We start from the raw sequence: 13,109 nt of genomic DNA, 5'->3' as shown, positions 1-13,109 counted from the left end.
GGCCAGCTCGCGAAACGCCGCTAACCCACTGATTCTTAAGCAACCGGCGCGGGCGCTGCAGTGCCCGTCGATTTCAATTCGGCAATTTCATGTTTCAAAAATGAAATCGAGCGCGCATAATCGACCGTCATGGACCTCTCCTCGACCAAGCCCGTCGGGCCAGCCGATCGCGCGGTGCGCCCGCGCATCTGGGCGATGGGCATCAGCCGCCTGCGCGAGCTGTTTCGCGAGATCGCCGGCGAATTCGACGAACGCGCGGACGTGCGTATCGTGACGCGCGCGTATGAGGATGCGCTCAGCGCGATCGCCGAGGCCGGCACGATGCGGCCCGACGTGATCGTCGCGGCCGGCTCGAACGGCGGCTTCCTGAAGACGCGTGCGCAGGTGCCGGTCGTGGTCGTGTCGCCGACCGGCTTCGACGTGATGCAGGCGCTCGCTCGCGCGCGGCGCGACGCGTCGCGGATCGCGCTCGTCAGCGCCGGGGAAACGCCGCCGGAGGTGCGCCGCTTCGTCGCCGCATACGGCCTCGACGTGCAGTTTGCGTCATATCAGTCCGCGCAGGAAGCGGAAGCCTGCGTGCACGACCTGCGCGACCGCGGCATCGAGACGATCGTCGGCCCCGGCCTCGTCACCGATCTCGCGGCCAGCGCCGGCATGGGCGCGGTGTTCCTGTATTCGCATGCGTCGGTGCGCAAGGCCGTCGATACGGCACTCGAAGTCGCGTATGCGACGCACGCCGAGGCGTTCCGCCGCCAGCGGCTCGACAACCTGCTGCAGCACCTGCGCGACGGCGTGGTCGCGCTCGATGCGCGCGGTCGCGTCGAAGCGATCAACGAGCGGCTCGCGTCGGCGCTTGGGGTCGAACCCGCCGCGGCCGTCGGCCGTGCGCTGGTCGACCTGCGGCCCGAGCTGCGCACGCTGCGCGGCGAGGATGGCGACGCGCTCGCGACCGTGCGCGGCGTGCGCTACGTCGTGCATCGCGGGCCACTCGTCGATCGCGGCGTGACGTCGGGCAGCGTGCTGACGTTCCAGGAATCGCGCGCGGTCGAACGGCTCGACCGCGCATTGCGTTCGCAGCCGACCACGCAGCAATTCGCGGCGCGTTATGCACTCGACGACGTGGTCGGCGCATCGGCGCCGATGGCGCGCGTGCGCGACCTCGTGCGCCGCTACGCGAAATCCGACGCGACCGTGCTCGTGCTCGGCGAAAGCGGCACCGGCAAGGAAATGATCGCGCAAAGCCTGCACGCGCTGTCCGCGCGGCGCAGCTATCCGTTCGTCGCGGTCAATTGCGGCGCGTTTCCGGAAGCGCTGCTCGAAAGCGAGCTGTTCGGCTATGAAGAAGGCGCGTTCACCGGCGCGCGGCGCGGCGGCAAGACCGGCCTGTTCGAGGCCGCACACCGCGGCACGCTGTTTCTCGACGAGATCGGCGAGATGCCGCCGTCGCTGCAGAGCCGGCTGCTGCGCGTGCTGCAGGAGCGCGAGGTGATCCGCCTCGGCTCGACCGAGCCGATCCGCATCGACGTGCGCGTGATCGCCGCGACGCACCGTCCGCTGCTCGCGGCCGTCGAGGCCGGCACGTTCCGTGCGGATCTCTATTACCGGCTCAACATCCTGAACGTCGGCCTGCCGCCGTTGCGCGAGCGCGCGGCCGACATTCCCGCGCTCGCGGCCACGCTGCTCGTGCAGGCCGCGCGGCGCGAACCGCGCCTCGCCGAACGCCTGCGCGACGCCGATGACGCGGCGCGCGTGCTCGGCGCAACCCGGGCGACGCTCGCGCGCTACCGGTGGCCCGGCAACGTGCGCGAACTGCAGAACGTGATCGAACGGATCGCGGTGGAGCTGGCCGAGGAAGTCGACGAAAACGATCCGGCCGCCGCGTGCGGCGCGCTCGATCCCGACGCGCTGCAGGCGATCGCGCCCGAGCTGTTCGCCGCACCGCCCGACGCGGCCGACCCCGACGATGCGCAGACGCTGCACGCGCGCCGCCGCCGCGCGGAGGCCGACGAGATCCGCGCGGTGCTCGACGCCTGCGGCGGCGATCGCGACCGCGCGTGCGCGATGCTCGGCATCAGCAAGACGACGCTGTGGCGAAAGCTGTCGGCGAAATAGGCCGGCTCGGGTTCGACGCGCCGGTACGCGCGCGGCAGAACGAGCCCGTCAGTCGGCCTTGTGATAGTGGCGGTACGCCTTCGCGCGATTGCCGCACGACGACATCGAGCACCAGCGGCGACTGCCGTTCTTGCTGTCGTCGATGAACAGCCACTGGCATGCGTCGTTCGCGCAACGCTTGACCTTCGCGAGCCGCGCGCCGCCGAGCAGGTCGATCGCCGACCACAGCACCGGGCTCAGCAGCCCCGCGAGCGTCGCGCCCGTTTCGCCGATCCGCCACGCATAACCGCCGTCGACGCGCGCCAGCGCGACGCGCGGCGACGCTTCCGCCAGGAAACCGCCGAGCAGCGCAAGATCGTCGGCCTGCGGCTCGCGCCGCTCGGCCTGCGCATGAAAGAGCCGATACAGCGCCTCGCGCAACGCGAGCGCGCGCGCCAGCATCGCCGGCTCGTCTTCCTCCACGCCACGGGCGCGGCACCGGTCGGCCAGGCCGGCCGGCACGCGGGCCTGCTCGCGGCACCACGCCAGCAGGTCGTCCATCGTTCCGAAGGTTTCCGTCGGCGGATCGCTGCCGCGCCAGTACAGCGTGTTCGCGAAATCGATGCTCAGGGTTTCGGGCGGTGCCGGAATCAGGCAGTCCATCGTGACGGAAGGTTGCGTATTGCTCATGCACGCATCGTATCTAACCACCATGCCGGTTGACAAGCTCGTGGACGCTTCCTAACATAACCAGCATGGTGGTTAAAAACAGATTGACTGCACTGACGCCCCCTTTCAGTTCAAGGAGCCACAGATGATCGATCGCCTTTCCTGCAGAGTTATCCACAACGACGGCAGCCGCCCGTTCCACGACAGCATGCTCGGCGCGCTCCGCTACAAGCGGCTGGCATGGTGCCTGTAAGCAGGTTTGCCGCACTGACGTTCCCTTTCAGTTCAAGGAGCCAATGCACATGATTGATCACCTCTCCTTCGGCGTGGCCCACATCGGCCGCAGCCGCACCTTCTACGACAGCACGCTCGGCGCACTCGGCTACAAGCGGCTGTACAGCGACGACGGCTCGATCGGATACGGCACGGCCGAACCGGTGCTCTGGCTGCAGCATGCCGCCCGCCCCGTCGCCGCCGATCCCGATTCGGGGCTGCACCTGTCGTTCAAGGCCGCGTCGCCCGTCGAGGTCGACGCGTTCTACCGCGCCGCGCTCGAGCACGGCGGCCAGGACAACGGCGGGCCCGGCAAACGCGAGCACTACGGCCCCGGCTATTACGCGGCGTTCGTCGTCGATCCCGACGGATACCGGCTGGAAGCGCATTGCGAACTGGACAACATCGTGTGACCCGTTCGCGTACAAACACCAAGGGCCCGATTCCGCGTTGCGCGGAATCGGGCCCTTGCTTTTGAATCATCGCCGTCCGGTTGCCGACGACCGCCGCAGGCGGTCGTTCAGCGGGATCGCGGCATGCGCGGTTATTGCGCGCCGCGCGTGCGCTGCAACTGCTCGCCGAGCCCTTCGATGCCGAGGCGCACCACCTGGCCGGCCTTCAGGAACACCGGCGACGGCTTGATGCCCATGCCGACGCCCGGCGGCGTGCCGGTCGTGATCACGTCGCCCGGCTGCAGGCGCATGCAGCTCGACAGATAGGCGATCAGCTGCGCGACGGTGAACACCATCGTGCGCGTGTTGCCGTTCTGATAGCGGTGGCCATCGACTTCGAGCCACAGGTCGAGACGCTGCGGATCGGGCACTTCGTCGCGCGTGACGAGCCACGGACCGATCGGGCCGAACGTGTCGAAGCCCTTGCCCTTGTCCCACTGGCCGCCGCGCTCGATCTGCCATTCGCGCTCGGACACGTCGTTGACGACGCAGTAGCCCGCGACGTAATCGAGCGCGTGCGCTTCGTCGACGTCCTTGCACGTCGCGCCGATCACGACGCCCAGCTCGACTTCCCAGTCCGTCTTGACCGAACCCTTCGGGATGTCGATGCCGTCGTTCGGGCCGCAGATCGAACTCGTCCACTTGCCGAACACGACCGGCTCCTTCGGGACCGGCATGCCGGCTTCGGCCGCGTGATCGGCATAGTTCAGGCCGATGCCGATGAACTTGCCGACATGCCCGACACATGCGCCGATGCGCGGTTCGCCGGACACGAGCGGCAGCGTGGCCGGATCGATCGCACGCAGCCGCGCGAGACCCGCGTCGGACAGCGCATCGCCGGCAAGATCCGGCACATGCGCGGACAGGTCGCGAATCCGGCCGTCTGCGTCGAGGATGCCGGGCTTTTCCTGGCCGGACGGGCCATAGCGAAGCAGTTTCATCGTGCTCAACCTCTGTTGTCGAATGGGACAGGATACCGGCCGACGCGGCCATTCGCGGCCGCGCGCCAGACTGATTGTCGATCGTCGATTGCGCGCGCCGGCGCCGCATCCAGGATGGGCTTCGACGTGCGAGGGTCGCGCGGGCGCAGCGATCGAGGCGCCGCACGCAAGTACGGCACGCATCGAACGGGCGGCCGCCGGTCTGCGCATCGGCGACGACGGCCCGGCACCCGCGACATGGTCCGGCCTGTGCCGGCCGGCTTCACGCGCGGCCACGCCGTCGCTGGCCCGCACGCCTTTGTACCATCGGCCGCGCACCGTGAAATGACGCGCGACGGATACCGACTATTGGTGCGCCCGCGGACGTTGCAGCGCAGCATCGGACGCGCTCGCGCGGCCTGATCCGTCACGAATACCGGCATCGCCTGCCATCGGCACATGAATACTGGCTATTCGGGGTGCCCCTGTCATCGAGAACGTTTGCCAATCCGTTCTTGTCCGGTAATGATCGGTAAAAAGACGCTGCATTGCACACTGAATGTTTATTGCTAAGCTCGTACGAATGGCTTTCATTGCCATACGCGGGCCCGATTTATGCGCGTGCAGAACCGGCCAGCGTGCGTCGCCAACCGATCGACGGTAATCCCCCAACCTCACACCTAAAATGCAGACAACCAACGACCCGCTTCCCGGCTGCGACGCTCGGGAATCGATGGCCGCAATCGACCGCTATCGCGCACCCGCGCTCGACAAGGGCCTCGACATTCTCGAACTCCTGTCGGAACAGAAGGAAGGACTCACCCGCACCGAAATCACGAAGGAACTCGGCCGCAACGCGAGCGAAATCTACCGGATGCTCGAACGCCTCGTCGCACGCCGCTACGTGATGCGCTCGACCGGCGGCGACCGCTACACGCTCAGCCTCAAGCTGTTCGCGCTCGCGCATCGGCATCCGCCGATGAACCGGTTGATTGCCGAGGCACTGCCGCTGATGCAGCGCTTCGCCGACGCCGCCGAACAGTCGTGCCACCTGTCCGTCTACGATCGCGGCAACCTGCTCGTGATCGCGCAGGTCGACGGGCCCGGCCCGTGGGGTGTGTCGGTCCGGCTCGGCTCGCGCGTCGGACTCGCCGACACGGCGTCGGGGCGCGTGATGCTGGCCTTCCAGGGCCCCGAGCAGCGCGCACACATGCTGACCGAGCATCGCAACATCCAGGGCGAAGCGCCGCTGAACGAGCAGGAACTCGCGAATGCATGCCTGTCCATCCGACAGTCCGGCTACCTGCGCCAGGACAGCCGCCAGGCATACGGCGTGACCGACCTGACCGCACCGATCCTCGGGCCGTCCGGCCACGCGATCGGGGTGCTGACCTGCCCGTACATGCGCCGGATCGATGCGCACATGGCGTCGACCGTCGACACGGTCGTCGAAGGGCTGCGCGACACGGCCGCCCATCTGTCGATGTGCCGCACCGAAACCTGCTGAACCCGGGTTCACCGACGCGCGCCGCGTGCAACCGCGGCCGCGCCGGCCGAGATCGCGCACGCCCCCCGTGCGATGCGCGATACACGGTGCCATATCGCGCGCTTCCGGCGCTACGCTAAAATAGCGGCCCTCTCAAAAACTACGGCGGCCGGCTGTCGCGGCCGTCGTGTCCGATGGATGTCATGGCCAAACTTCTGAACGATCAAGAATTCCAGCGTTTCTCCGAACTTCAGCAGAAGCAGGCAAGCTTCACGATCACGCCCGAAGAGGCGGACGAACTGCGCGATATCGTCGCGCGCGCGCAGAAGAAGCGCGACGATCGTGCCGCCGCGATGCAGGCAATCGAGAACTACATCGAGCAGTTCGACATCACGCCCGACGAGCTCTTTTCGCCCGAGCAGATCGGCGACGCGGCACGCACCTACGGGCTGATCACGGCAACCAAGAAGGAACGTGCGCTGCCGCCGTCGATCACGTTCAACGGCAAGCCGTACCAGTGGACCAAGACGCTTCCGGACGACGTGCGCGGCGCGCTGTTCGACGCGTTCACGTCCGGCGAGTCGGTCAAGCGCTTCATCGCGATGCCGAAAGACATCGCACGTTGCGCACTGACGATCGCCCGCCTCGAGCGCGAAACCGGCGCTGTCTATGCCGATCCGCACCTCGAGGAACTCGCGATTTCGCGCGACCTGGTGAACGACGCGGCATCGAAACTCGCTGCCTGAATGTGATCACGGGCACGGTTCATGCGTGCCCGCACCTCCGCGTGACGCCGGCATTGGCCGGCGCCGCGCTCGCGGAAACCATGCGTCCGCACGCTCCCGAAAAGTCTCACCTTGGCGTCCCGCAAGCGCTCACCCGCACCTCCCGAAAAAGCTCACCCAACGCTCCTGGAGACCCTCACCAAGGCCTCCCGAATGTCCTCACCGACACCTCCCGCAGGCCCTCACCAATGCGTCCCGGAAAGGCTCACCGGCGCCTCCCGCAGGTGCTCACCGACTGCTCCCGGGAAGGCTCACCGAACGCTCCCGTATCGCCTCACCACACGTTCCCGAAGAAGCTCACTCGCGGCTCCCGAAAAATCTCACCTTTGTCGCGATTTCGAATTTGCGACGCTGAATGGCGGTGGCAAATGCGTGCGAGCGCCTTGTGTGAAACGGACGCGCGGGACGGATATCGGGCACGTGGCAGGCATTTCCCGGCGCCATGAGCGTGTCGATATCTCGATGGCGAACAGGTTCGATGCGTTTGAAGTGTTTCGCACAGGAAGCGGACTCGAATAATCTGCATTCCTGACGGTACACGTTCGCGATACGCCAGGTATCGGGACCATCGACTTCAATGCGACGGCTCCGCGCTTCGGGCACCCGACAGTCGCTACGGCTGCAACTTCATCCTGAAGCCCACGACGCCGGGCTCCTCCGTCGTCGACACCGCAAAACCGCACGCCTTCGCGAGCGAGATCATCGCCGAATTCTCGCGTAGCGCTTCACCGATCATCCATGCGGTTCCCCGCGATCGCGCGTAGTCGATGATGCGGGCCATCATCAGCCGGCCGAGCCCCTTGCCTTTCTGATCGGGCCGCACCGCGATCGCGAACTCAGCCGTCTCGTTGTCGGGATCGGCAACCGCGCGCGCCACCGCGAGCGTGTGGTCCCGCCCCGACACATCGGTGTACGACACGATGAAGGCCATCTCGCGGTCGTAGTCGATCTGCGTCATGCGGGCCACCTGCGAATGATCGAAGCTGCGCACCGCGCCGAAAAAACGCATCCGCAGATCCTCCGGCGTCATCGCGCCGAGCAGTTCGTTGTGCGCGGCCTCGTCTTCCGGACGGATCGGACGGATCGTCACCGTCTCGCCGCGCCACTCGAGCGTTTGTTCAAGGTGGCGCGGATACGGCATGATCGCCAGCCGGCTGCGCCCTGCAGCTACCGTGATGCGCGGCGCGATCACCAGCGCGCGGTCGGACAGCACGCGCAGTGTGACGGACATCGCAACGACTTCGCGCACGTCGCAGACGACCTGCGACAGCGCCGTCAGCGCGTCGAGCGTGGGCTCGACGGGCGTGCTGCGCGCATACGGCGAGCGCTCCATCACCGCGCGCGCGAGCACGGTGTTCAGCGGCGGCAGCCCGTAGACGACGAACGGCGCGGATACGCCGTCCGCAGGCGGCACCGCATAACGAAACACCGGACCGAAATTCGAATCGTCGTACATCTCGACCGTGACATCGACGACTTTCTCGCCGGCTGGCGCGTCAGCCTGCTCGCCCTGCAGACCGAAATGGGCCAGCCAGCGCAGCGCGGCTTCGCCGGCCAGTTCGTGCTGGCCGGCTTCGACCATCCGGCGCGCGTCGGCCTGCGCGGATGCAACGCACTCGGCCGGCTGCAGCGGCGTGCCCTCGGGCGTCTGCATCAGCAGTTGCCGCCCGAGGTTGTAGTCGACGAGACGCGCATACGCGCGCGCAAGCCGCTGCGGCGTCGTGTGTACGGGAATGCCGTTCGCGTGCAGCGCATCGCGCGTCGCCGCGTCGACCGCGCCGAAGAAACACGCGAGGATGCCGCGGTGCGCGAACTGCCGCGATTCGATGAGCGTGCGCGCAACCGAATCGGCCGGCGCGCTGTGGGAAGTCGAATGGACGACGAACAGCGTGCCTGTTTGCGGGAATGGCGCGAGCGCCTTGATCGCCGCGGCAAAGTGCTCGGGGCGCGCATCGTCGCCCAGCGTCAGCGGATTGCCGGGCGCCGCGAGATGCGGCAGCGCGGCCGACACGGCCGACGTGGCCGCCGGCGACCAGCCGGTCAGCACGTCGCGCACCTCGGCAACCGCATCGACCGCGAGTTTCGCGACGCCCGCATCGCTTGTCACGAGCGTCGCCGCGCCGCGCGCCGTGACGCGGCCGACGCCGAGCGTCTCGATCTCGTCGAGCAGATCGTCGAGCGCATCGACGCGCACCATCCCCGCGCGCTGGAACGCCGCCGTATAGAGTGCGTCGCCGGGATCGGCGCGCCCGGTGCGCAACGCGAGCACCGGCTTGTTGCGTGCGGCCGCGCGCGCGGCCGACATGAACTTGCGTGCGGCACGCACGGTATCGAGTTCGAGCAGGATCGCGCGCGTGCCGGGATCGCTCGCCAGATAGTCGAGCACGTCGCCCGCATCGACGTCGGATTCGCTGCCGAGCGCGACGACATGCGAGAAGCCGAGACCGCGCGCATCGGCCCAGCCGAGCACCGCGTTCGTCAGTGCATTCGATTGCGAGACCCACGCGACGCCACCCGATCGCGCCGTATAGGCCGGCGCGCCGAAATGCGCATGCCGTGCGGGCGACAGCACGCCGAGGCTGCCGGGCCCGACGATACGGAGCACGAACGGCTTCGCCGCCTTGAGCGTGCGATCGAGCGCAACGCGATCGGCATCCGTGCGCGCCTCGCCGACGATCACCGCGACGCGCGTGCCGAGTTCGCCGAGCTTGCGCACGATGCCGGCCCAGGTCGCGGGCGGCGTGCAGATCAAGGCAATCGACGGCGGTGCCGGCAGCCTGTCGACATCGGAGACGACCGCATGCCCGTTCAGCTCGCGATACTTCGGGTTGACGGGCCACACGGGCCCCTGGAACGCGCCATCGAGCACGCGCGACCACACCATCGCGCCGATACTGCCCGCACGCGATGACGCGCCGACGACCGCAACGGACTTGGGCTGGAACAACGCATCGAGATGGCGAACGGTCACATCGGCTCCCTGCGGTAACGAAAGACGACCCGATCGGCTTGCGGCCGGACAGGCCCCGCGCCGATCGACGCGAACCCCAAGCATAGGCGAAGCGCATGCGGCTGCCTATATGCCATACGGCCGACTATCCGACGCGCGTCAACGCTCGCACCATGGACCTGCAACACCAGTGCGGCAGGGCATCGCCGCACGCCGGCCGCGCACGTTCGCACGGCGCGTACAACGCAAGCAACGCGGCACAACGCTGCGACCGCTTCCTCAAAGGTGAGGATTTACAGGAGCCATGGTGAGTATTTTCGGGAATTGCACGACGCAGCGCGCAAACGCGCGAAAGGTGATGAGAATCCGTGGCACGCGTGCACCGCGGAAATCGCGAATACCAATGCGCATGCGCTGCGCAATTGCACGGTTGTTTACCGGAATTCGCCGCTATAGGCAGTCGAATCGCGGCGAATTCGCAAAACGCGATCCGTTAATCGCGTGGCATTTCACGTCAATTCGTCAGCGGGAATCGCGCGGCGACTGCGCAAAAACAAAACGGTGCGACGGCCGCATGGCCGTTCGCACCGTCGGTCGGCGCACGAAAGGTGAGGATTTTCGGGAGTCAGTCCTTGATCAGGAAACGCGCGCGGTTCTTGCCGAGCCATGTCGGCGACCGCCCGCGGCCACTCCAGGTTTCACCCGTCTTCGGGTTCAGGTATTTCGGCGGCAGCGTACGCTTCGGTTTCGCGGCAGCAGCGGCGCTACCTGCCGGACGAAAACCGAGCTCTTCCGGCGTAATGTCGTATTCCTCGATTTTCGCGCGGATATCGGCAATCGCATCGGAAATCGCTTTTTCGCGTTCCTTGTCGATCTTTTGCTGAAGCCGTTCGAGCTGCGCGCTCAGTTGCCTGTAGGTCGCCATATGGATGGGACTCCGTGAGTGTTATTCGTAAAAAATAGGTGACTCTAAGCAAACAGAAAAGCACTTCGCCCGATCGAGGTCTCCTCGGCCGGTCATTTCAGGATCAGTAACCGCTTTTCTTCTTGCATGCGAAGAGAAGCTTTCGCGTGGCGTCATCACTCGATTGCTGAAGCACTTCGAAATCCCCGTTGCAGATGGCGCGGGCATTGTCCGTGCAATTGCTCCAGTCGCTGCCGGTGCATTGCACCTGCGTAGTCGGACGCCCGTCCGAAGTGAACAACGGCGCCGAGCCGCCGCACCCGCCGAGCCCCGCAACCAGAGCCAACACTACGGCCGCCCGAGGCCGCCGACAGACCGACGCAAGCATGTGTTTCATTGTTGTTCCCGTCAACCTTTTTTTGAATGTCGCGAGTATGCCATGCGCGGCCCGCCAGCCGTCAGTTCGGCGTACGCTCCGGTTGCCCGCGCGCCTTGTACGGCAGGCTCCGGCGCGGATCGTCGGTGATGCGAACGAACACCTGCTCGACGTCCGGAAGCGCCTCGAGTTCGCGCTGCAGCGCCTGGCGATCGAACGCCGCATCCGCGCATCCTTCGACGTAAATGAAACGCCGCTGCACGGTGATCCACAGGCTCGTGCCGCGCAGGTGATCGGAGCCGGCAAAGTGCGCCTTCGCGGCGTCGGCGATCGGCGCGTCATACATATACGAGTTCGGCTTCGTGCAGCGGTGGGCGAGCCAGCAGGTGGTGCCGCGTTCGGCGCGGTAATGCGCGTCGTCCGTCATCTCGGCCCGGGTCATCCACGGGCCGAGCGGCAACGGGCATTCGGCCAGGTCCTGCGACAGCGCGACGAACGGATCGTTGTACCAGTTGCGCCGCGCCTCGGGCGCGTCGGCGTCGCCCGACTGCGCGAGCGCGGAGGTCGCCAGCAACATGGTCAGCCATCCTGCGATGCCGATCCGCTTCATCGTGATCTCCTGTTCGAGGCTTTACGCCCGGCCGCATCGGCATCGCCGATCGGCCTACCGGTCGATTCCCAGCGCCGCCAGCTTCTTGTACAGCGTCGCGCGGCCGATCCCGATGCGCGCGGCCGCCTCCACGACCTTCCCGTCACAGGCTGCCAGCGCATCGGTCAGGAACTGGCGCTCCCACGCCGCCAATGCATCGGCATACGAAGCGACCGGCGCACCGGCCGCACCAGCTACATCCCCCGCGCGCCGCTCACCCGGCGAGGTGGCCACCCGCTGCGCCGGCAACGCGCCGTCCGTCGAGACGCGCACGGGCCCGAGGAACGGTGCGAGCGCACGCGCATCGATCACCGAACGGTCCGACAGCATCAGCGCGCGTTCGAGCGTGTTGCGCAACTCGCGCACGTTGCCGGGCCACGGATACGCGCACAGCATCCGCAGCGCATCGTCGGTCAGCTCGCAGTGCGCGGCGCGCCCGTGCTGGGCGGCCAGTTCCTCGAGCGTCGCGTAGACGAGCGCCGCGATGTCGGACGCCCGGTCGCGCAGCGGCGGCGCGTGGATCGTCAGCACGTTCAGCCGGTAATAGAGATCCGCGCGAAAACGCCCGGCCTCCACGAGCGCCGGCAGGTCGGCCGATGTCGCGGCGATGATCCGGACGTCCGCGCGCACGATCCGGTTCGAGCCGACCGGCTCGAACTCCTTGTCCTGCAGCACGCGCAGCAGCTTGCCCTGCAACGGCAGCGGCATGTCGCCGATCTCGTCGAGAAACAGCGTGCCGCGATCGGCCAGCTCGAACTTGCCGATGCGCCCCTTGCGGTCGGCACCCGTGTACGCGCCGGGCGCCGCGCCGAAGAATTCGGTTTCGAGCAGCGTGTCGGGAATCGCGGCGACGTTGACGGTCACGAGCGGCTGGAGCGCCCGCGCCGACGCCGCGTGGATCGCATGTGCGAGCAGTTCCTTGCCGGTACCCGTCTCGCCGAGCAGCAGCACCGGCGAATCGACTTGCGCGGCCCGCCGCGCCTGGCGCTTGGTTTCGAGACTCGCGGCACTCGTGCCGACGAAGCTCGCGAACGTGTATTTCGCACGGCGTGCCTGCGCGAGCGAACGCTGCGTCGCGATCAGTTGCTGCTGAAGCTGTGCGTAGCGGGAAAAGATCGGCGTGAGCGTCTTCAACTGATCGAACAGCGCGAAGCCGATCGCGCCGATCGTCTCGCCGGCCTCGTTCTTCAGCGGCAGGCGCGTGACGACGAGCGGTTCGCGGCCCGTCTCCATGATGTCGAGCAGGATCGGCTGCCCGGTCGACACGACCTCGCGCATCAGGCTGTTCGGGATCACGGCCTCGCAGTCGAGGCCGACCGCCTGCTGCGGATCGGCGAAACCGAAGCGCGCCGCGTATCGCTCGTTCATCCACACGACACGCGCGTCGCGATCGACGACCACCGTACCCGCGCTCGAATCCTCGAAGGTCCGGAACAGCGACTCGGCGGCACGCCGCAGTACGTCGCCGTAGTTGACGGGCAGGCGGACCCAGTCGTTCATCATCGTGTCGTCGTCTCCGTGTACGCTGCGCCGGATGTCTCCGGATCGAGACGG

The 13,109-nt window shown here is 67.2% G+C and carries 11 protein-coding genes; 4 read left to right on the top strand and 7 right to left on the bottom strand.

From position 1 onward, the window contains the following. The first annotated feature begins 129 nt into the window (after positions 1 to 129). Positions 130 to 2,112 (top strand): propionate catabolism operon regulatory protein PrpR, encoded by a 1,983-nt coding sequence (prpR, locus tag ACN22W_RS30985; protein ID WP_419688334.1) that lies wholly within the window; start codon positions 130 to 132, stop codon positions 2,110 to 2,112. 48 nt (positions 2,113 to 2,160) lie between these two features. Here the strand turns inward: prpR and ACN22W_RS30980 are convergent, their stop codons facing one another. After that, positions 2,161 to 2,781: a CGNR zinc finger domain-containing protein gene (locus tag ACN22W_RS30980; protein ID WP_226800283.1), complete on the bottom strand. Its 621-nt coding sequence runs from the start codon at positions 2,779 to 2,781 to the stop codon at positions 2,161 to 2,163. 281 nt (positions 2,782 to 3,062) lie between these two features. Between ACN22W_RS30980 and ACN22W_RS30975 the strand changes: the two genes are divergently transcribed. Continuing rightward, positions 3,063 to 3,446, top strand: coding sequence for a VOC family protein (locus tag ACN22W_RS30975; RefSeq protein ID WP_048246227.1), 384 nt, complete (start codon positions 3,063 to 3,065; stop codon positions 3,444 to 3,446). A gap of 131 nt (positions 3,447 to 3,577) precedes the next feature. Here ACN22W_RS30975 and ACN22W_RS30970 read toward each other — a convergent pair whose 3' ends face one another. Then, positions 3,578 to 4,426 carry an ureidoglycolate lyase gene (locus ACN22W_RS30970; RefSeq protein ID WP_048246084.1) on the bottom strand — a complete coding sequence of 283 codons (849 nt, stop codon included), beginning with the start codon at positions 4,424 to 4,426 and terminating at the stop codon, positions 3,578 to 3,580. Between the two features lie 664 nt (positions 4,427 to 5,090). Between ACN22W_RS30970 and ACN22W_RS30965 the strand changes: the two genes are divergently transcribed. Both ACN22W_RS30965 and ACN22W_RS30960 read left to right on the top strand, forming a co-directional pair. Continuing rightward, entirely contained in the window at positions 5,091 to 5,912 is an 822-nt protein-coding gene (locus tag ACN22W_RS30965; protein WP_419688333.1) for an IclR family transcriptional regulator, read from the top strand. A gap of 173 nt (positions 5,913 to 6,085) precedes the next feature. After that, on the top strand, positions 6,086 to 6,637 hold the full coding sequence (locus tag ACN22W_RS30960; RefSeq protein ID WP_129515993.1) for a hypothetical protein: 552 nt from the start codon (positions 6,086 to 6,088) through the stop codon (positions 6,635 to 6,637). A gap of 652 nt (positions 6,638 to 7,289) precedes the next feature. On the opposite strand, the gene ACN22W_RS30955 is transcribed toward ACN22W_RS30960, so the two are convergent. The 5 genes from ACN22W_RS30955 to ACN22W_RS30935 form a co-directional block, all read right to left on the bottom strand. Beyond that, positions 7,290 to 9,647 carry a GNAT family N-acetyltransferase gene (locus ACN22W_RS30955; RefSeq protein WP_419688332.1) on the bottom strand — a complete coding sequence of 786 codons (2,358 nt, stop codon included), beginning with the start codon at positions 9,645 to 9,647 and terminating at the stop codon, positions 7,290 to 7,292. Positions 9,648 to 10,251: 604 nt separating this feature from the next. Then, the gene (locus tag ACN22W_RS30950) at positions 10,252 to 10,551 is read right to left on the bottom strand and encodes an H-NS family nucleoid-associated regulatory protein (protein WP_193099602.1); all 300 of its coding nucleotides are present in this window, start codon (positions 10,549 to 10,551) and stop codon (positions 10,252 to 10,254) included. Between the two features lie 103 nt (positions 10,552 to 10,654). Further along, a complete protein-coding gene (locus tag ACN22W_RS30945; RefSeq protein WP_226800279.1) occupies positions 10,655 to 10,927 on the bottom strand; it encodes a hypothetical protein in 273 nt (90 codons plus the stop codon). 61 nt (positions 10,928 to 10,988) lie between these two features. After that, entirely contained in the window at positions 10,989 to 11,516 is a 528-nt protein-coding gene (locus ACN22W_RS30940) for a BON domain-containing protein (protein ID WP_129515997.1), read from the bottom strand. 54 nt (positions 11,517 to 11,570) lie between these two features. Next, entirely contained in the window at positions 11,571 to 13,058 is a 1,488-nt protein-coding gene (locus ACN22W_RS30935; RefSeq protein ID WP_419688331.1) for a sigma-54 interaction domain-containing protein, read from the bottom strand. Positions 13,059 to 13,109 lie beyond the last annotated feature (51 nt).

Source organism: Burkholderia theae (assembly GCF_048565265.1).
GTDB lineage: Bacteria > Pseudomonadota > Gammaproteobacteria > Burkholderiales > Burkholderiaceae > Burkholderia > Burkholderia theae.
Note: the sequence above shows the minus strand (reverse complement) of the source record. Positions and strands in the feature narration are given on the sequence as shown.